The sequence below is a fragment of the Vibrio sp. JPW-9-11-11 genome (assembly GCF_013369335.1).
In the GTDB taxonomy this organism is placed as follows: Bacteria; Pseudomonadota; Gammaproteobacteria; order Enterobacterales; family Vibrionaceae; genus Vibrio.
This window is the reverse complement of the sequence record NZ_SZQJ01000003.1, coordinates 125,126-146,402: the sequence shown is the minus strand read 5'-3', so window position 1 is coordinate 146,402 and position 21,277 is coordinate 125,126. Positions and strand designations below refer to the sequence as shown.

Below are 21,277 nucleotides of genomic sequence, written 5' to 3'. Positions count from 1 at the left end.
TGATTGAGAAATAAGCATTAAGATTACTGGAGATAATTATGAGCAAACAATTTGGCGAACTACTGGTTGAAGGCAAAAATCTAGTCAAAGATTTTCCAATCAACAGTAACGCACTACAACAACCTATGATGCGTGCTATCAATGACGTGTCATTCAAAATGTACAAAAGCCGCGGCTTGTCTGTGGTTGGTGAATCGGGCTCGGGTAAATCCACGACAGCGAAAATGATCGCAAAAATGTACGCCCCGACCGATGGTGTGATCGAATATAAAGGTCGCGACATCCAAACCATCAACTCACGCAGTGACCTGATGCACTACCGTGAAGGGGTACAAATGGTTTGGCAAGACCCATTTGGGTCGCTCAACCCAACCCACAATATTTTTCATCACATTGCTCGTCCGCTACTGATTCACAAAAAAGTATCACCGGGCAACAAGAAGGAACTGGAAGAACGCGTTTATGAGCTTCTCGAGCAAGTAGGTCTGATTCCACCAAAAGAGACTGCGCAGAAGTTCCCTCACCAGCTATCGGGGGGCCAACGCCAGCGCGTCAACCTTGCGCGAAATATCGCGGTCGGTGCTGAAGTCGTTCTAGCCGATGAGCCAACTTCAATGCTCGATGTGTCGATTCGAGCAGGGGTACTCAATCTGATGGAAGAGATGAAGTTCGACAAACAGATGTCGCTACTTTACATCACCCATGACATCGCAACCGCTCGTTACATCGCCGAAGACCTTGCCGTCATGTATGTCGGCCATATGGTGGAATGGGGAGATACTGAAGAGATCATTCACGATCCTCAGCACCCATATACTCAACTGCTGGTTTCTGCGGTGCCCGATCCAAGCAAGTCAATTCACGAAAAACTCAAAGGTAACAAGGGTGAGATCCCACTCTGGACGCCAGCTTCGTTAGGCTGTCCATTTGCTGGACGCTGCCAACATGCCACTGACAAGTGCCGTGAGAAGCTACCTGAAGTGACGCAACTATCTGACAACCACTTTGTGCGTTGTTACCTATACGAAAACTAACCAACAGAGCCAAGGGCCTAGCTCTTGGCTCAATAACAATAACGATAGAATGTTTCGGAGATTTTAATGCTGCTACTTACTAACCATATTGGTTACGAAGCCCTTGGGCCAAAGCAGGCTGTTTTGATGACTCGCAAAGCGCGCCTATCTTCTACCACTGCCTTGTTAGTCTGTGCTGAAAGCCATCAGACAGTCGCCACTTTCTCGATTGAAAAAGGCACTAAAGTTGCCAATTGGCACCAAGGGAATTTTTTTCGCATTGATTTCTCACACTTTGAACAAATCGGCCACTACTACTTAAAAGTCGATAATCTCCGTTCAGAGCCGTTTAACATTGAGCAAGGTTTGTTGCTTAAACATACCCTGTCCGACGTTTTGCACTACTTCAAATCACAACGTTGTGGTGGCCGTTTCGACAAGCAAGACCACAACGCCCCTATACTGGGAACCGACACTACCGCAGATGTCCACGGTGGTTGGTATGACGCCTCCGGTGATGTGAGTAAGTACCTCAGCCACCTCTCTTATGCCAACTATCTCAACCCGCAGCAAACGCCGATGGTGGTGTGGAATATGCTCCGTAGCCTAGAAATAACCGCCAACAACGAACAAGTTCCACTGAACACCAAAGTTCGTTTGGCTGAAGAAGCGCTATACGGAGCCGACTTTTTAGTGCGCATGCAAAGCGAACAAGGGTTCTTTTTCATCACTGTGTTTGATAAATGGTCGAAAGACGTCAAACAACGCGAAATCTGTGTGTTCGCCACTCAAGAAGGCCATAAGACCGACGATTTCCAAGCAGGTTTCAGACAAGGCGGCGGTGCTTCAATTGCAGCGTTGGCAGCGGCCGCGCGTCAGGATGAATGTGGCGAGTATACTCAAGAGCAGTACTTGCAAGCCGCCGAAAAAGGCTACTGGCATTTACGCGAGTTCAACTCGCAATACCTTAATGACGGTGAAGAGAACATCATCGACGAATACTGTGCACTGCTCGCCAGTGTTGAGCTTTACACAACAACCCAAAAATCCGATTACCTCGGCGAGAGCCGTTATTGGGCGAATAAGCTTCAACATCGCCAGCAAAGCGACAACCAATTTAACCACTTCTGGGCAGCAAATCTTGACGGCTCGCGACCTTATTATCACGCAGCCGAAGCGGGCCTACCTGTGATCGCTCTGTGTGCATATCTAGATATCGAGACAGACGTGTCATTGTCGGCAGGAACGTTAACCACGATTGAACAAGCCGTCAGTTTCGAACTCGAGATCACTCAAGCGGTAGACAATCCGTTTGGCTATCCGCGTCAATACGTAAAAGGGGTCAACAGCGCCAAACGTGATGCGTTTTTTGTCGCGCAAGACAACGAAACGGGTTACTGGTGGCAAGGTGAAAACGCACGTTTAGGCTCTTTAGCGTCGATGGCGTTCATCGCCCTTCCATACATAAAGAATCAGCAGCTACAACAGCAACTACTGTCGTACTCGCAAAACTCGCTCAACTGGGTACTAGGCTTAAACCCCTACCACATGTGCATGTTGGACGGTCACGGTTATAACAACCCAGACTACCTACCCCAACTTGGTTTTTTTAACGCCAAAGGCGGGATTTGTAACGGTATTACCGCAGGCTTTGAGGACGAACAAGACATCGCATTCAATCCTGCCGGACAAAAAGACGACATGCTCCAAAACTGGCGCTGGGGTGAGCAATGGATCCCTCACGGCGCTTGGTATTTGTTAGCCATCGTCACGCAATTTCATCACTTTAACGAGCACAAGGATTACTAACATGACGCTGTATTATGTTGGCATTGATGGTGGTGGCACTTCTTGCCGTGCTCGCATTCGGGATGAGCAAGGTCACGTTATCGGTGAAGCGAAAAGTGGCAGCGCCAATATCTTACTCGGTGTAGACATCGCGATGGCCTCTATTCTGGATGCGATTGCACAAGCTGCCGCCCAAGGAGGCTTAAACGAGTCGGCGTTTAGCCATATGCACGTAGGTCTTGCTCTTGCCGGGGCTGAGCAGAAATCCGCTTGGTTTGAGTTTATGTCGGCCAAGCACCCTTTTGCTTCCATCACTCTCAATACCGATGCTTATGGTGCCTGTATCGGCGCCCACAAAGGAGAACCAGGTGCCATCATGATTGCCGGCACGGGCTCTTGTGGCATTTACCTCGCGCATGGCGAACAACATGTAGTAGGTGGACGCGAATTTCCGATTTCTGACCAAGGTGGCGGTGCAGTAATGGGCTTGCGACTGATACAAAAAGTACTACTTGCACAAGATGGAATTGGTGAAAACACGCCGTTGGCCCAGCATGTGATGCGTGAGTTTGGAAACGATGTAGACACCGTCGTCAGTTGGTCAAAACAAGCTCTCCCGCGCGACTATGGTCAATTCTCTCCAGCGATCTTTGAGTACGCCTCTCAAGGGGATGCCCTAGCCATAGAGATGCTCAAGCAAACCGCCGCCGATATCGAAATGTTTGTGACCGCTTTGCATGCACGCGGTGCCAAACGCATCTGTTTAATGGGTAGTATCGCTGAGCGCATCAAGGCTTGGCTTTCTCCTCCTGTTCAAGCTTGGATTGTTGAACCTCAGTGCGATGCGATTGAAGGAGCACTAATGTTCGCAGGTCAGCCTGAGCACAACCTGTATTAAGGAGACGAGCATGAGCTATCGCGTTGAACTTGCTGTACTTGCCGAACAAAAGCACTTTTGCCGTTTTGGTCTGACCGTACATAACCTCAGTGACCAAGCACTGTCTGACTGGCATTTACAGTTCATTATCGACCGATTTATTCTGCCAGACAGCCTCACTCAAGGTGAGATAGAGCAAATTGGTAGTTTCTGCACCTTACGCCCTAAACAGCCAAACTTACCGGCTAACCAACACTATTATTGTGAGTTCAGCATCAATACGGCGCCGCTGCGTTTCTATACCGATGGACTCAAAGACGCTGTGATTGTTGCCGACCAAGGGGCCACTCAACACCAAGTAACACTGACTCCCATCTCACTTGCCTCACCGTTTCGTGAACGTACCGATGTGCCAACAGTGAACTGCGATACCTTTGCTGTGATCCCAAAACCCAACCACATCGAAACGAGTGAAGGGGTTTTGCACCTTACGGCATCAAGTCAAATCACTTTGCAAGCCTCTTTAGCCGAACATGCGGCGACTTGGCTGCAACAAGAGTTAGAGCGATTGTACGATTTTCGCGTTCAAACCATAGGCCAAAGTGCGGTAGTCTATCGCAACAACCCAACACTAGATGATGGGCAATATCAACTCACGATTAACGGCTCTGGAGCCAAACTCGAGGCAGGCTCTCGTTGTGGGTTTGTCCATGCGACGGCGACCCTGATTCAACTGATTCAGACAGATAGCACGAGCGACACGCTCAAGTTACCCCATGTCAAAATCTGCGATAAACCCCGCTTCAAATATCGAGGCATGATGCTCGACTGTGCGCGTCATTTTCATTCGCTTGATATGGTTAAACGTCTGATCAACCAATTAGCGCACTACAAATTCAATACTTTCCATTGGCACCTCACGGATGACGAAGGCTGGCGAGTCGAGATCAAGGCATTTCCTCAGTTGACAGAAACGGGAGGCTATCGTGGTCCACACCAAGCTCTTGAACCACAGTTTAGTCACCTCGCCGAGCGCTACGGCGGCTTTTACACCCAGCAAGAGATCAAGCAGGTAATTGAGTATGCCGAGCAACGCGGTATTACCGTTATCCCTGAAATCGATATTCCCGGTCACTGCCGAGCGGCGATTAAGTCACTGCCAGCGCTACTTTGCGACCAGCAAGATGCGTCCCAATATCGCAGCATTCAACACTACAACGACAACGTGTTATCGCCTGCACTGCCTGGCACTTACCAGTTCTTAGACCGAGTACTGGAAGAGGTTGCCGATCTGTTTCCCTCGCCATGGGTTCATATTGGTGCCGACGAAGTCCCTGATGGAGTCTGGCTCGATAGCCCAGCCTGTCAAGAGCTTATGCAGCAACATGGTTATCAAAGCGCCAAGGAGTTGCAAGGGCATTTGCTTCGCTACGCGGAGAAGAAACTGCGTTCACTCGGTAAACGTATGGTCGGCTGGGAAGAGGCACAACATGGCAACAAGGTGAGCAAAGACACCGTTATTTACTCATGGCTGAGTGAAGAGGCGGCGCTCAATTGCGCCAAGCAAGGCTTTGATGTGATTTTGCAGCCAGGTCAGTCGACCTACTTAGATATGACTCAAGATTTTAGCCCTGAAGAACCCGGGGTGGATTGGGCAGCGGTGATACCACTTGAAACCGCCTATCGCTATGAGCCTTTAGCTCAAGTGCCGTCATCCGACCCAACTCGCAAGCGTATTTTAGGCATCCAATGTGCGCTGTGGAGTGAAATTGTCACTCATCAGTCACGCATGGATTACATGATTTTCCCAAGGTTAACCGCCCTAGCGGAGGCATGCTGGACAGAGAAACCGCATCGTAACTGGCATGACTACCTAGCGCGGCTGAAAGGCCACTTACCTTTGCTCGATATGCAGGGCATTGAGTATCGACAACCTTGGAAATAACAACGACACGAATGACGTTCATTCGTAGTTTTCACTAGCTTTAGAAGTTTTGGCTACCAAAGTGGTAGCTTGGTAAAAAGGAAATTAACATGAAATACGGCTATTTCGATAACGACCATCGTGAATACGTCATCACTCGACCAGACGTACCTGCGCCATGGACAAACTACCTTGGCACTGAGAAGTTTTGTACGGTCATTTCTCATAACGCTGGGGGATACTCTTTCTACAACTCTCCTGAATATAACCGTGTGACTAAGTTCCGTCCCAACGCAACCTTTGACCGTCCAGGACACTACGTTTACCTGCGTGATGATGAGACGGGCGATTACTGGTCTATTTCATGGCAACCAGTAGCCAAAAGCCTTGACGAAGCGAGCTACGAAGTTCGTCATGGCTTGTCTTACTCCAAGTTCAAGTGCGACTACAACGGCATCGAAGCCGAAAAGACGCTCTTCGTTCCCAAAGGTGAAGACGCTGAAGTGTGGGATGTGGTGATTAAGAATACATCGGATAAACCACGTACCATCAGCGCATTCTCATTCGTTGAGTTCTCATTCAGCCACATTCAATCTGATAACCAAAACCATCAGATGTCTCTGTACTCTGCCGGCACTTCATACAACCAAGGCGTGATTGAATACGACCTGTATTACAACACTAACGATTTCGAAGGTTTCTACTACCTCGCCTCGACTTTCGACCCAGATTCATACGACGGTCAGCGTGACAGCTTCCTTGGCCTATACCGTGATGAAGCCAATCCGTTAGCGGTCGAGCAAGGTAAATGCTTCAACACCGCGCAAACTTGTTACAACCACTGTGGCTCACTGCACAAGCAATTCACTATCCAGCCAGGGGAAGAGGTTCGCTTTGCTTACATCTTGGGTATTGGTAAAGGCAATGGTGCACGTTTACGTGATAAGTACCAAGACCTAGCGAATGTAGATGCTGCATTTGCAGGTATCAAGGCGCACTGGGATGAGCGTTGCGCCAAGTTCCAAGTGAAATCACCAAATGAAGGCCTAGACACCATGATCAACGCTTGGACACTTTACCAAGCAGAAACCTGTGTGGTTTGGTCTCGCTTTGCGTCATTTATCGAAGTGGGAGGTCGTACTGGTCTTGGTTATCGCGATACCGCGCAAGACGCTATTTCCGTTCCGCATGCTAACCCAGTTATGACGCGTAAACGCATCGTTGATCTTCTGCGTGGTCAGGTGAAAGCGGGTTACGGTCTGCACCTGTTCGATCCAGATTGGTTCGATCCTGAGAAAGCGGATGTGAAACCGTCTAAATCTCCAACGGTTGTACCGACGCCATCTGATGAAGACAAAATCCACGGCATCGAAGACACCTGTTCGGATGACCATCTATGGCTAGTACCGACCATCTGTAAGTACGTGATGGAAACAGGCGAGCACAGCTTCTTCGACGAAATGATCCCTTACGCAGATGGCGGCGATGCGACCGTTTATGACCACATGAAAGCCGCGCTAGACTTCTCGGCTGAGTACGTGGGTCAAACCGGTATCTGTAAAGGTCTGCGCGCCGACTGGAACGACTGCCTCAACCTAGGCGGTGGTGAGTCTTCGATGGTGTCATTCCTACACTTCTGGGCGCTGCAAGAGTTTATCGACCTTGCGAAATTCCTAGGCAAACAAGCCGATGTTGAGAAGTACACCGAAATGGCAGCCAACGTTCGTGAAGCGTGTGAAACTCACCTTTGGGATGACGAAGGCGGCTGGTACATCCGTGGCCTAACCAAGAATGGCGATAAAATTGGTACCGCGCAGCAAGCGGAAGGTCGAGTGCACCTGGAATCCAACACCCTTGCGGTGCTCTCCGGTGCGGTTTCTCAAGAGCGCGGTGAGAAAGCTATGGACGCTGTCGACGAGAATCTGTTCTCTGAGTACGGCCTGCACCTCAACTCACCGTCATTCGCAACGCCAAACGATGACATTGGCTTCGTCACTCGCGTCTACCAAGGCGTCAAAGAGAACGGCGCTATCTTCTCGCACCCAAACCCATGGGCATGGGTCGCTGAAGCTAAGCTTGGCCGTGGTGACCGTGCGATGAAGTTTTACGATGCACTCAACCCGTATAACCAAAACGACATCATTGAGAAACGTATTGCCGAACCTTACTCATACGTGCAGTTCATCATGGGCCGCGACCATCAAGACCACGGCCGTGCCAACCACCCATGGTTGACAGGAACGTCGGGCTGGGCTTACTTCGCGGTCACCAACTTCATTCTCGGTGTGCGCACCGGTTTCGATGCTTTGACGATTGACCCTTGTATCCCAACCAACTGGCCAGGGTTTGAAGTAACTCGCGAGTGGCTTGGCGCAACCTACCAGATCAAAGTAGAGAACCCGAACGCTGTCAGCAAAGGCGTCCAATCAGTGACACTGAATGGCGAAAAACTGCTAGGCACTTCGGTTCCGGTGCAAGCTGAAGGCAGTGTCAACGACGTTGTTGTTGTACTTGGCTAAACGCGAGCAAGAGCCTCTTTGTTGAGGCTCTTTACTTAAGAGTAAGGATAAGAGTTATGATCAAGTTTGGTACTGGTGGCTGGCGCGCATTTATCGGTGAAGAGTTCACCAAAGACAATGTTTGCCTTGTCGCGCAATCCGTCGCCAATATTATTAACCATGAACAGGTCGCAGAGCGTGGTTTTGTGGTCGGCTACGACCGCCGCTTCTTGTCAGACAAAGCAGGACGCTGGTTTGCAGAGGTACTGGCGGCCAATGACATTAAAGTCAGCTTTATCGACAAGTTTGTACCCACACCGATTGTGATGTTCAAAGCAAAAGAGATGGGCTGCGCCTACTCAGCCTGTATCACCGCCTCACATAACCCTGCCGACTACAACGGCATTAAGGTGTTTATCGAAGGCGGACGTGACGCTGACGAAATCATTACCGAAAAGATCGAGACTCAAATCAGCCAACTTTCGGTTGAGCAGATTAAGTCGGTTGATTTTGAGCAAGCAGTGGAAGATAAGTTGATCGAAGTGATCAACCCGATGAACGAGTTTGTCGATTCGATCATTAATTTTATCGACATCGAGGCGATCAAAAAGGCCAACTTACGCGTACTGATCGACCCAATGTTCGGTGTTGCCAAAAATGCTCTACAAACGGTGCTGATCAACGGTCGCTGTGATGTAGATGTCATCAACGACGGTAAAAACCCAGACTTTGGCGGCTTGATGCCGTCACCAAGCGCAGCAACACTGTATCGCCTCAAACACCTTGTGGCAGCGGAAGGCTATGATATCGGTATCGGTACTGATGGAGACGCCGATCGCCTAGGTATCATTGATGAAAAAGGCAACTTCATTCATCCCAATGAAGTTTTAATCTTACTTTACTATTACCTACTCGAGTATAAAGGCTGGTCAGGATCGGTGGTACGGAATATTGCCACCACTCACCTGCTGGATAAGATCGCCAACGACCACGGCGAACAATGCTTTGAAGTCCCGGTGGGCTTTAAACACATTAGCTCACAAATGGAAGCTGATGATTCTCTTATCGGGGGCGAGAGTTCCGGTGGTTTGACGATTCGTGGTCATATTAAAGGTAAAGATGGCGTATTTGCCTCTAGCCTGTTGGTTGAAATGATCTCAGTGACGGGCAAGAAGCTTTCTGAGCTACTCGACGAGATCTACGCTAAGTATGGCTATGCCTACACGGCCGAAGGCGATTGCACCTTTAAACCTGCGCAAAAAGAGGCGTTGTACAACAAGGTTTATGTTGAGAAACAATTGCCTAAATTCGACTTTGAAATCGACCACGTCAGCTATGAAGATGGCGCTAAAGTCTATTTCAAAAACGGTGGCTGGGTGATAGCGCGTTTCTCTGGTACCGAACCACTGCTACGTATCTTCGCAGAGATGGCGGACAAAGATACGGCGGAATGTGTTCTTCAGCAAATGAAGGAGTTCTTGCAACTCTAGCCAGCGCTCTTTCACCCTATAGGTGAAGAACACTTGCCCGGCATCACTGCCGGGCTTTTTTTGTGCTTATAATCACGCTGCGATTGATAACACGCTAGACGGCTAAAATGCCAAAATACCCTGGGTTTCGACTTTCACTGCGACTTGCTGACCAATACTCAGTGCCTCAGCAGAGCTCGCCAACAAACGTTGTCCGCCCGCATCAATCACATAACGACAGTGATCGCCCATAAACTGTTGCTCAAGTACCGTCACACTGCTTTCTTCAGTCGCTGAAATCTGCACATGCTGCGGACGCAGTAGCAGCTCGCATTGTGCGCCGATTGCGATAGTGGCCTGCGCCTTGGCTTCAATCGTGCCAAGTTCAGTGACAAACTCATCATCTGAGCGTCGGGTCGCAAGCAAGTAACTTCCTCCACCAAGAAAATCGGCGACAAACTTACTTGAAGGCTGGTAGTAGAGCTCACCAGCCGTGCCATATTGCTCTATCACACCATGGTTCATCACCGCCATTTTGTCCGCAAAAGCAAAGGCCTCTTCACGACTGTGGGTAACAAAAATCGCGGTCACCCCCTGCTTTTTAAAGATCTTGCGGATCTCACCAATTAGCTCGTGGCGTACTTGGGTATCAATATTGGAAAATGGCTCATCAAGCAGCAAAAGATCGGGCTTGTAAGCCAGTGACCGGGCAATCGCGACGCGTTGCTGCTGACCTCCGGAAAGCTGGTGCGGATAACGTTGCTCAAAACCAGATAGATGAACCAGTTCAAGCATTTCCGCCACTTTCTCCTGCTGCTGTTCGGCGCTGATATCACGTAAGCCAAACGAGATATTCTCGGCAACAGTAAGGTGAGGAAACAGCGCGTAGTCTTGGAAAATCATCCCTATATTGCGCTGCTCCGGTGGCAACCAGTTATCACCATCGTCAATCAACATACAGTTGAGACTCATCTCACCGGAGCTAAGAGGTAACAAACCTGCTATCGCCTTGAGCAACGTCGTCTTACCGCAACCACTAGCACCGAGCAAACAGACAATCTCGCCCTGTTCAACTTCCAACGACAACGACTCAAGCACTGTGGTCTGTTGGTCATACTTACAGGTAAGGTTCTTGATGGATAAGGCACAACTCATTAGTGGGAATGCTCCAGTGAACGGTTAACAATAACTAACGGCACTAACCCCACTAACACCAATAGCACCGCGGGTAAAGCAGCAAGCTCTAGATGCTCGTCGGAAGCGAAGTTATAAACATAAGTCGCGAGCGTTTCAAAGTTGAACGGACGCAGCAATAGCGCAGCATTGAGCTCTTTCATCGACTCGATAAATACCAACAACCCTGCGATTAGCGCCCCGCGGCGGACCAAAGGCAAATGCACGCGCCAAAGCATACTATTGCCATTGCACCCCATGGTACGCGACGCCATATCTAACGACGGCGACACTTTACTTAAACTACTTTCAATACTGCCGATCGCGACGGCCGAAAAGCGCACAACCATCGCAAAAATAAGAGCAAACATCGAGCCAGAGAAAATCAAGCCAGGACGACTCCACTCCATCGCTTTAGCAATGTCATTAACCAGATGGTCCATAAACAGTACGGGTACCATCACGCCAATCGCCAATACCGTGCCAGGGACAGCATAACCCATTGATGATAAACGCATCATCGCAAGACTAGTACGGCTTGGATTGAGGCGTTGACAGAAATTTACCACTAACGCCACCAACACCCCAACCAGTGCGGCGGTCAACGAGACATATAAACTGTTTAATGCATAATCACGAAACTCACTGGTCCAACTTTGGGCAAAATACTTGTAGGCGTAGATCAACAACTGGCCTAGAGGAAACAAAAACGCCACGCATACCAACCCCCAGCACCAGGTTAACGCTAGCCATTTTTTCCACCCATTCAACTCATAGCGAAAATCTTCTCGGCTACTAAACTGGTTTTGGAATAGTTTCTGTTTACGGCGGCTATAACGCTCACTACTAAGTAGCAAAATCACCACCACCAGCATAATCGCCGATATTTTTGCCGCCGCGGTCAAGCTCGAGTAACCGAGCCAAGTATCGTACACCGCGGTCGTCAAGGTATTGACCGCAAAGTAACTAACCGTGCCAAAATCCCCCAAGGTTTCCATCGCAACCAGCGATAACCCGACGGCAATAGAGGGACGCACCAGTGGCAGAGAAATGCGGCGAAAACTATCCCACGGTGAACACTTCAGCAATCGCGCCGATTGAAGCAGAGACACGTTCTGCTCCATAAACGCAGCACGACACAACAGATAGACATAAGGATAAAGCACTAGCGATAGAACGATGATCGCGCCGCTCAAAGTTCGAATATCAGGAAAACAATAGTCACCGGGGCCCCAGCCTGTCAGGTCGCGTAGTAAGATTTGTACCGGGCCCGCAAAATCAAACCAATCGGTGAATATATAACCAATAATATAAGCCGGCATGGCCAGAGGCAGAACCAACGCCCACTGCAGCACTCGCTCTCCGGGGACTCGGCACATCGCCATCACCCAAGCGGCAGGGATCCCAAGCAGTGTTGACAGCACCATAGTGCCCGTGACTAATACCACGGTATTAAAGGCATACGTAGGCATGACCGTTGACATCAAATGCGCAAAAAGCTCATTAGTTTCGCCAACGGCAGTAGTGAATATCGCTAAGATCGGCAAAACCAGCAGTAAAGCAAGTACTCCACTACTGGTTTTCCATAGGTAATTTTTTTCTTTCATCGCCTAAATACAACGAGGCTGTATGAAACATAAATGCGTTTGCAAATAAATCTCATATCCCTTTAATAGATTAAGGGTATTTATACCTGTATAAAACAATAACCTCAAGTAACCCTAAGAAAAGAGCGACTTGAGGCTATCTCAATTCAAGCATTAACCCACTAAAGATTAAAGGTCAAATTTCACTTCGTCGAGTAGCTTGATCGCGGCCTCGTGATGATCTGCAATTTCATCTAGTGAAATAGTATCTGCTTTGAAATCCCCCCAAGAGGCGACGAGCTCAGAGCGTTTCACGCCTTCTTTCACTGGGTATTCGTAGTTCACTTCTGCATACAAGCTCTGTGCTGTATCGTTAGATAGGAACTCCATTAGCTTCACAGCGTTCGCTTTGTTTGGCGAGTACTTGGCCATTGCCATCCCAGAGATGTTAACGTGAGTGCCCGTTGTGCTCTGGTTCGGGAAGTTAATGTAAACGGCATCTGCCCAAGCTTTCTGCTCAGCATCGTTGACCATCTTACCTAGGTAGTAGCTGTTACCTAGAGAAACGTCACATAGACCTTCTTTGATCGCTTTAACTTGTGCACGGTCATTGCCTTGAGGCTTACGCGCTAAGTTCGCTTTCACGCCTTCTAGCCACTCTTTTGTTTCCGCTTCACCTTTGTGAGCAATCATTGAGGAAACGAGAGAAACGTTGTAAGGGTGCTTACCGCTACGAGTACAGATTTTGCCTTTGAACTCAGGCTTAGCAAGATCAGCATAAGTAAAATCCTCACCTAGACGGCCAACACGGTCACGAGATGAGTAGACGCTGCGAGTACGTGTAGTCAGCGCAAACCACTCGTTGTCGGTATCTTGATATTGAGCTGGGATGTTTTGCTCAAGAACGTCGCTTTCTACCGCTTGAACCAGACCTTTTTCAGTCAGTTCAGAAAGACGGCTGATATCAACAGTAAGAATCACATCAGCAGGGCTGTATTCGCCTTCTTGAGCCAATTTCTCTGCTAAACCTTTCTTAGCAAACTTCACGTTTACTTTGATACCCGTCTCTTTGGTGAACTCGTTGAACATTGGCTCAACTAGAAATGGTTGACGGTAAGAGTATACGTTGACCTCTTCCGCTGCGAATGCTGCAGACGGAGCAATTGAAGCACAAGCCAGAGCAGAAAGAGTTAGCAGTTTTTTCATTGGTGCAATCCTTTAATATCGAAATGATAATGTCTATCAGTTGCGTTATTATATTCATCATAGTTTAGAAAACAATGATGCGAAACAAAAAAACCTGCTCAAATGAGCAGGTTTTTGATAGTTTTCTTTGTAACTAATTGTTACGTCACAGTTAGAGTAAATTACTTAACAGTAACGAACTCCGGGTAAGCGCCAACGCCACAATCGTGCATATCCATCCCTTCCATCTCTTCATCTTCAGAGACGCGGATACCAACGGTTGCCTTCAGTACTGCCCAAACGACTAGACTTGCACCAAATACCCAGCCAAAGATAACCGCCGCACCAAGTAGCTGAGCACCAAAAGTGGCATCACCATTGCTTAGCGGCACGACCATTAGGCCGAAGAAACCACACACACCGTGAACAGAAATCGCACCTACTGGATCGTCAATCTTAAGCTTATCTAGGCCAACAATGCTAAACACAACAATGGCACCAGATACTGCACCAATAGCCACAGCATACAGCGGTGATGGTGATAGTGGGTCAGCCGTAATGGCTACTAGACCCGCAAGCGCACCGTTCAAAATCATGGTTAGGTCTGCTTTACCCCAAGTAGTCTTACAGACGAGTAACGCTGCGATAGCACCTGCAGCCGCTGCTGCGTTAGTGTTTAGGAAGATTTGACCAACCGCTGTCGCGTTTTCAAAGTCAGACACCATCAACTGTGAGCCACCGTTGAAGCCGAACCAACCAAACCAAAGGATAAAAGTACCTAGCGTTGCAAGTGGCATGTTCGAACCTGGAATTGGGTAGATTTCACCATTCTTACCGTATTTGCCTTTGCGAGCACCAAGGAGTAGAACACCTGCTAATGCGGCAGCCGCACCCGCCATGTGAACGATACCTGAACCTGCGAAGTCACTAAAGCCCGCTTCAGATAGGAAACCACCGCCCCAAGTCCAGTACCCTTCCATTGGGTAGATAAACGCCGTCAATACCGCCGAAAAGATAAGGAACGACCAAAGTTTCATTCGCTCCGCGACCGCACCTGATACTACCGACATTGCCGTTGCGACAAATACCACTTGGAAGAAGAAGTCAGACTCTAAAGAGTGATCTGCGCCTTCACCTTGAGTACCAATCAAGGCACCAAATGATGGCAACCAGCCACCTTCACCGTTATCGACATACATAATGTTGTAGCCAACAATCAAATACATAGTACAAGCGATAGCATATAGGCAGACGTTCTTAGTCAGAATTTCCGTGGTATTCTTTGAGCGAACTAGACCGGCTTCTAACATGGCAAAGCCTGCCGCCATCCACATAACTAACGCACCTGAAATGAGAAAGAAAAAGGTATCTAGTGCGTAACGTAACTCAGTTACTGTTGTCGTTAATTCCATTGTGTTGTCTCCAATCCTTTGAATTCTTAAAGCGCTTCAGCGTCCATTTCACCAGTACGGATACGCACCGCTTGGCTCAAGTCGTAAACGAAGATCTTGCCATCACCGATTTTTCCTGTGTGGGCGGCCTTTGATACTGCTTCGATCACTCGGTCAACGTTCTCGGCTTGAGTTGCGATTTCCAATTTTACTTTCGGCAGAAAGTCGACTTGGTATTCTGCACCTCGATAAAGCTCGGTATGGCCTTTCTGACGGCCAAACCCTTTAACCTCTGATACTGTCATGCCTTCGATACCGACATCAGCAAGCGCCTCGCGTACGTCGTCTAGTTTGAACGGTTTGATAATCGCATTTATAAGTTTCATTGCATCCTCTCTGAAGCTGTCATCCTTTTTGACAATAAGTAATCCAAGCGGCGTGCCAAGTTTTTAACTTATTGATTTTTATTGATAATCAATTATTTCTCAGGCCTAACAACGAACAAGGCGCACCATTACGGTGCGCCTTGTTCACAATTTTAAGGCAAGCTTGATATCACTCACCAATGAAGTGCATTACTTGGTGGTCAGGAAGGTTTTCCACTGTTCGATAAGCAGTTCAAAATCTTCGATACCGCAGCTAGCCGTGCTTTCACTGTCATAGAAATCAAACTCATTGTCTGTTTCCAGTTGTTGGCCGTGTGCGAGTACATTCTCTTGAACAACAACCTCATCCCCCTGAATATTAAGGGAGATCTCCGTGCCTTCTAACAAATGTTCTTGCTGGGGATGTGAACGCGCAGCCTGAATCAAGCCTTCTACTTGTTCAATTTTATGCCAATCTTTACTTACTTCTTCTTGTAACCATCGGCCGACGATTTCATGCCCCATACTGGACTTAACATAGTATTCGCCCATTAAGGTATTACGAATAAATTCAAACTCCACCGGACACCTCTTCTACATCCACCTCACATAATCGGGCCGCAGTATACAGCCACCTGAGACCTGCGGGAAGTCACAGACAGGGTGTAGGCCCAGTTTGTCGTATTAGAAAACAGAACGCCCACCTAAGATAGGTGGGCGTTTATTCGCTAAGTCGTTTTCGCAACTGCGTTAAGCTGGCTCTTGGAAAATGACTTGGTCAGCTTTCTCAGTGTACTGGTCCATACGATGGAAGTTGAGATAACGGTAGGTATCGGCTGCCGTCGCATCAATTTGATCCATGTAAGCCAGATACTCTTCCTTGGTCGGGATCTTACCTAAAATCGCCCCCACCGCCGCAAGTTCGGCTGACGACAGGTAAACGTTAGCTCCTGTGCCTAAACGGTTCGGGAAGTTACGAGTCGAGGTCGACATTACCGTGGCTTTATCAGCAACGCGGGCTTGGTTACCCATACACAGTGAACACCCCGGTGTTTCGATACGCACACCTGCACGGCCATAAATACCGTAGTAACCTTCTTCGGTGAGCTGATCACGGTCCATCTTAGTTGGCGGCGCCACCCATAGACGGGTATCGAGCGAACCACCCCATTTCTCGAGCAGCTTACCTGCCGCGCGGAAGTGGCCAATGTTGGTCATACAAGAACCAATAAACACTTCGTCGATCTGTGTGCCTTGAACGTCAGACAGCAAACGCGCGTCATCTGGGTCATTTGGCGCACATAGGATAGGTTCATTGATTTCAGCTAGGTCAATCTCAATGATGTGAGCGTATTCTGCATCCGCGTCCGCTTCCATCAGCTCAGGATTAGCCAACCACTCTTGCATCGCAGTAATACGACGCTCGATGGTTCGGCGGTCACCGTAACCTTCAGAAATCATCCACTTCAACATAGTGATATTCGAGTTTAGGTACTCTTCGACTGATTCTTGAGACAGCTTAACCGTACAACCAGCGGCACTGCGTTCTGCTGATGCATCTGAAAGCTCAAACGCTTGCTCAACCGTCAAGTGTTCAACGCCTTCAATTTCGAGTACACGACCAGAGAACTCGTTGATCTTACCTGCCTTCTCAACCGTTAACAGACCTTGCTTGATACCGTATAGCGGGATCGCATGAACCAAGTCACGCAGCGTGATCCCCGGTTGCATTTCGCCTTTGAAACGAACCAAGATAGACTCTGGCATATCAAGGGGCATGACGCCTGTCGCCGCTGCAAACGCAACCAGACCAGAACCCGCTGGGAATGAAATACCAAGAGGGAAACGAGTATGCGAGTCACCACCTGTACCGACAGTATCAGGCAGCAGCATACGGTTTAGCCATGAGTGGATAACACCATCGCCAGGACGAAGCGAGACACCGCCACGGTTCATAATGAAATCAGGGAGAGTATGGTGCGTATTCACATCGACAGGTTTTGGATACGCAGAGGTATGACAGAAAGATTGCATCACGAGATCGGCTGAGAAGCCAAGACACGCCAAGTCTTTCAGTTCATCACGCGTCATAGGACCGGTAGTATCTTGAGAGCCGACCGTGGTCATCTTAGGTTCGCAGTATTGCCCTGCACGTACACCTTCCACGCCACACGCTTTACCTACCATCTTCTGCGCTAGCGTGTAACCTTTTGTTGATGCTGTAGGATCAACAGGTTTAGCAAACAGATCCGTCTCTTCAAGACCGAGCGAGGTGCGAGCACGGCTTGTTAGACCACGACCGATGATGAGTGGGATACGACCACCAGCACGTACTTCATCCAGCAGTACCTTGCTCAGTTCAAACGTAGAGATGACTTCGCCATCTTTACGCACGACACCTTCGTATGGGTAGATATCAATCACATCACCCATATTCATTTTTTGTACATCTAGCTCGATAGGCAGTGCACCTGAGTCTTCCATTGTGTTGTAGAAGATAGGGGCAATTTTACCGCCAAGACAGATGCCGCCAGTGCGCTTGTTAGGAACATAAGGGATATCGTCGCCCATGAACCAAAGCACTGAGTTAGTCGCCGATTTACGCGACGAGCCTGTACCGACAACATCACCAACGTAGGCGAGTGGAATGCCGTCTTTTTGCAATTCTTCAAGCTGGCTAATTGGACCAACGCTGCCTGGCTGATCTGGATTAATGCCGTCACGCTCCATTTTTAGCATCGCTTTCGCATGCACTGGGATATCAGGACGAGACCAAGCATCAGGGGCGGGTGATAAGTCATCGGTGTTAGTTTCACCCGTGACTTTGAACACTTTAACGGTAATTTTTTCCGCAACTTTCTCTTTTGAAGTAAACCACTCGGCATCCGCCCAAGATTGTAGGACTTGTTGTGCGTAGTTGTTACCCGCTTTCGCTTTCTCTTCAACATCGTAGAAAGCATCAAACATCAGCAGGGTATGAGACAGAGCTTTAACGGAGATAGGGGCGAGGTCGGCGTCATCGAGTAGGTCCACCAATGGCGCAATGTTGTAACCGCCTTGCATCGTACCGAGCAACTGCGCCGCTTTTTCACGGTTTACGAGTGGCGATGTTACTTCGCCTTTGGCGACCGCAGTAAGAAAACCCGCTTTTACGTAAGCAGCTTCATCAACACCTGGCGGGATTCGATTCTCTAACAGGTCAAGAATAAACGCTTCTTCACCTTGAGGGGGATTTTTAAGAAGTTCGACTAGGCCAGCAGTTTGCTCAGCGTCTAGTGGTTTAGGTACAACTCCTTCAGCAGCACGCTCTTCGACGTGTTTACGATAGGCTTCAAGCACGACTTTTTCCTCTCATTGCGGTTCCTCCCTTTTATTACTTAGTTATTCAGAAAATAAGGGAGTGAACATCCTTGGAAACTTGGCTCTCCATGCCATATTTTTCATTCAATGTTGACTGAGAAACAGTGCCAGAGAGGCCAAACTGTGGGCGGTAGGATAGCAAATTTAACCTTAAATTAAAATCTCATCACTTTGACCAACATAGCAACTTAAGACTAAAGTTCTATGATTTTGTTTGCGAAATTCTCTGATTTCCTACCCAATGAGAGAAAAACTATCGCCACTTGTTACTAGCTCGTTATTTAAACGTCGTTCCTAAGATCACGTAGAACGAGTCAAAGTTTTGCTCAGTTCGACCATAGCCCACCATAATGGGGCCTATCGGTGAATCCACCCCCGCAAATACGGTGCCAGCCGCATATAAAGGCGCTTGGCGAATACTCAACTCTGGGTCAGACCACACCCCGCCATATTCAAGCGACGCTCCCACATAGAAAGGCGAAGTAAACAAGCCGAAGTCGTTATCAAACCAGCGGTAACGATAGACCATACTGCCAAACACTTTGTTTTGGCCAATTAAGCTATTGCGCGGAATCCCAGACAGGTTTAAAAAACCACCAATTTCTTGTGGATCGATCGGTAATGAGGACTTTTTACTCTCAACAAACCCCAGATCGATATTTGCGACCAAAGTATGGCGAGAAAAGGTCTGCGCCGCGATCATTTTCGCCCCTAACTCATAAGAAGTATCTTCTCCGGTTTGATTGGTCAGTAAGGTATCATCGAAGCTCTCATCAACACTTTCATCATGAGACACCAAGTAATCCAGGTCGAGGTAAAAGCCTTTACGCGGAAAACTGTAGTTATCCAAGGTATCAATACGATAATTGGCAAAAGCTCCTAACCGCTTAAAGCGAATGTCACCCAAACTAGGTAAGGTTGAGAACTGGCCTTCCCCGTCGGTGTAACGAGCACCAAATTTGAATCGGCGCCACAAGGTATCCTGATAGCCTAAGGCCCATTCAGCCACCCATTCATTGTAAGTGACTGGAATATAGTTTTTTGTCGCTTCAAGGCTGGTATCTTCAAAACCTGTAACCGGCGCATTGCGCTTTTCGTCACTGTATGTGAGCCCAAGGGTGGTGAAGGTTTTTTGGCTGGAGAAAAAGGGGGAGTAGAACTGCGCTTGTATCAACTTATCGCTACCCATCTCAACGTTGGCCCTGAGCTCGGCACCGTGTTGATTGAGATTGGTAAAGTTGGTCGACACACCGATCGAATATTGGCTATCGGTCGTGAAATCATCTTCGAGAAAAAAGCGAAAGTTGACATAATTGGGGCCCCACGATTTTTCGTCCACATTGACAATCAAACTGTCTTGACCGTCAACCACATCGTAACGATAAGTAACCAGTTCAAAACGGTCTAATGCGTACAGGTCTTGAACGCTCTGCTCAACTTGTTCAAGGCTGTAGGTCTCTCCTGCGACAAGGTCGAGGCGATTCTCAAGCAATGTTTGTGAATAGTGCGTGTGGTTGTTGATTATGACCTGCTCTACGCGAATTTCGTCACCATAACGGAGCTTTTTACGCGCCTCTTCTTTCGCGTCGATATAGTCTTGGTAATCGGCTGAAGACACGCTGAGCGCCGTCAGTTGCTCGCTTTGAGTCATTGCGGTTTGATAACCACTGATAAAGGCTTGAGGCATTTTATCAAACTCAGTCGTTTCCATGTCCCCAACTTTGGGTCGCAAGAACAGATCTTTGTCGGTCAGAGATTCGGCTTGGCGATTGGTCGTGTTTCTCACTAGATAGTTGGACAGCTGGTCTGCCACGGTGAGCACGTTGGTAAAGTCTTCTGCACGCTTGTACTCGGTGCTGATATCAACCGCAATAACAATGTCGGCGCCCAACTCGCGAGCGACGTCGACCGGCATGTTATTGGTTACGCCCCCATCCACCAACAACCGTCCATCAAGTTCATACGGTGGTAGTGCCCCAGGTACAGACATACTCGCCATCATGGCGTCCACTAAGTAGCCTTTATCGAGCACCACTGGCTCTAGCTCGATAATATCCGTTGCTAGCGAACGGTATTGAATCGCTAGCTGATCGAACGAATCGAGAGGGGGTAAGTTCCCCGTGGTTTCCCGCAGTAGCTTAAGCATTCCCTGCCCTTGGACAATCCCACGTTTACTTTTGATCTCTCCCCAACCCAATCCGAGGTCGGTCGTCAATTGATACCTATCCTCGTACTCTTTATCTTGCACTTTACGCTGGCTTCGGTCGACTCTATCGCGATAACCACTATTCCAATCGACGGTCTCGATAAACGACTCAATTTCACTCGCACTCATCCCGGTCGCGTAGAGCCCGCCCACATAAGCGCCCATACTGGTACCCGTAATGATATCAATCGGCACTTTCAGCTCTTCCAGCGCTTTTAATACCCCAATATGCGCGGCGCCTTTTGCCCCACCGCCCGCTAGAACCAAGGCCACTTTAGGCCGTGGTTCAACGTGCGTATCGCTCAATGTAGCGGCATGGAGGACGCTACTGGTGAGCACACCTAACAACAGTGAGGCCATTTTTTTCACGATACGAGTTTCCTTTGCTAATCGACTAGCTGTTTATACTGTCAGAATCTACTGCGGTAAAGCGCCAATATTC

At 48.6% G+C, this 21,277-nt stretch carries 14 protein-coding genes; 6 read left to right on the top strand and 8 right to left on the bottom strand.

The features are described from left to right. Positions 1 to 38: 38 nt before the first annotated feature. From FCU94_RS02200 to FCU94_RS02175, 6 genes are all read left to right on the top strand, one after another. The gene (locus FCU94_RS02200; RefSeq protein WP_176286922.1) at positions 39 to 1,034 is read left to right on the top strand and encodes an ABC transporter ATP-binding protein; all 996 of its coding nucleotides are present in this window, start codon (positions 39 to 41) and stop codon (positions 1,032 to 1,034) included. Positions 1,035 to 1,100: 66 nt separating this feature from the next. Then, positions 1,101 to 2,822, top strand: coding sequence for a glycoside hydrolase family 9 protein (locus FCU94_RS02195; protein ID WP_176286921.1), 1,722 nt, complete (start codon positions 1,101 to 1,103; stop codon positions 2,820 to 2,822). A gap of 1 nt (position 2,823) precedes the next feature. Next, entirely contained in the window at positions 2,824 to 3,699 is an 876-nt protein-coding gene (locus FCU94_RS02190) for an N-acetylglucosamine kinase (RefSeq protein ID WP_176286920.1), read from the top strand. 10 nt (positions 3,700 to 3,709) lie between these two features. Beyond that, entirely contained in the window at positions 3,710 to 5,623 is a 1,914-nt protein-coding gene (locus FCU94_RS02185) for a beta-N-acetylhexosaminidase (protein WP_176286919.1), read from the top strand. An 89-nt stretch (positions 5,624 to 5,712) separates the two neighbouring features. Then, positions 5,713 to 8,121, top strand: coding sequence for a GH36-type glycosyl hydrolase domain-containing protein (locus tag FCU94_RS02180; protein WP_176286918.1), 2,409 nt, complete (start codon positions 5,713 to 5,715; stop codon positions 8,119 to 8,121). Positions 8,122 to 8,177: 56 nt separating this feature from the next. After that, a complete protein-coding gene (locus FCU94_RS02175; protein ID WP_176286917.1) occupies positions 8,178 to 9,590 on the top strand; it encodes a phosphoglucomutase/phosphomannomutase family protein in 1,413 nt (470 codons plus the stop codon). Between the two features lie 102 nt (positions 9,591 to 9,692). On the opposite strand, the gene FCU94_RS02170 is transcribed toward FCU94_RS02175, so the two are convergent. The 8 genes from FCU94_RS02170 to FCU94_RS02135 form a co-directional block, all read right to left on the bottom strand. Continuing rightward, complete coding sequence (locus FCU94_RS02170) at positions 9,693 to 10,724, bottom strand: ABC transporter ATP-binding protein (protein ID WP_176286916.1); 1,032 nt, start codon at positions 10,722 to 10,724, stop codon at positions 9,693 to 9,695. Then, positions 10,724 to 12,349 (bottom strand): ABC transporter permease, encoded by a 1,626-nt coding sequence (locus tag FCU94_RS02165; RefSeq protein ID WP_176286915.1) that lies wholly within the window; start codon positions 12,347 to 12,349, stop codon positions 10,724 to 10,726. The genes FCU94_RS02170 and FCU94_RS02165 overlap by 1 nt, the downstream gene beginning before the upstream one ends. A gap of 168 nt (positions 12,350 to 12,517) precedes the next feature. Then, complete coding sequence (locus FCU94_RS02160) at positions 12,518 to 13,534, bottom strand: Fe(3+) ABC transporter substrate-binding protein (protein ID WP_176286914.1); 1,017 nt, start codon at positions 13,532 to 13,534, stop codon at positions 12,518 to 12,520. Positions 13,535 to 13,695: 161 nt separating this feature from the next. Continuing rightward, positions 13,696 to 14,925: an ammonium transporter gene (locus FCU94_RS02155; protein ID WP_176286913.1), complete on the bottom strand. Its 1,230-nt coding sequence runs from the start codon at positions 14,923 to 14,925 to the stop codon at positions 13,696 to 13,698. Positions 14,926 to 14,951: 26 nt separating this feature from the next. Next, complete coding sequence (glnK, locus tag FCU94_RS02150) at positions 14,952 to 15,290, bottom strand: P-II family nitrogen regulator (protein WP_004742633.1); 339 nt, start codon at positions 15,288 to 15,290, stop codon at positions 14,952 to 14,954. Positions 15,291 to 15,479: 189 nt separating this feature from the next. Continuing rightward, positions 15,480 to 15,851: a YacL family protein gene (locus FCU94_RS02145; RefSeq protein ID WP_176286912.1), complete on the bottom strand. Its 372-nt coding sequence runs from the start codon at positions 15,849 to 15,851 to the stop codon at positions 15,480 to 15,482. 168 nt (positions 15,852 to 16,019) lie between these two features. Next, complete coding sequence (acnB, locus tag FCU94_RS02140; protein WP_176286911.1) at positions 16,020 to 18,608, bottom strand: bifunctional aconitate hydratase 2/2-methylisocitrate dehydratase; 2,589 nt, start codon at positions 18,606 to 18,608, stop codon at positions 16,020 to 16,022. A 298-nt stretch (positions 18,609 to 18,906) separates the two neighbouring features. Further along, positions 18,907 to 21,195 carry a patatin-like phospholipase family protein gene (locus FCU94_RS02135; RefSeq protein ID WP_176286996.1) on the bottom strand — a complete coding sequence of 763 codons (2,289 nt, stop codon included), beginning with the start codon at positions 21,193 to 21,195 and terminating at the stop codon, positions 18,907 to 18,909. Between the last annotated feature and the right edge of the window lie 82 nt (positions 21,196 to 21,277).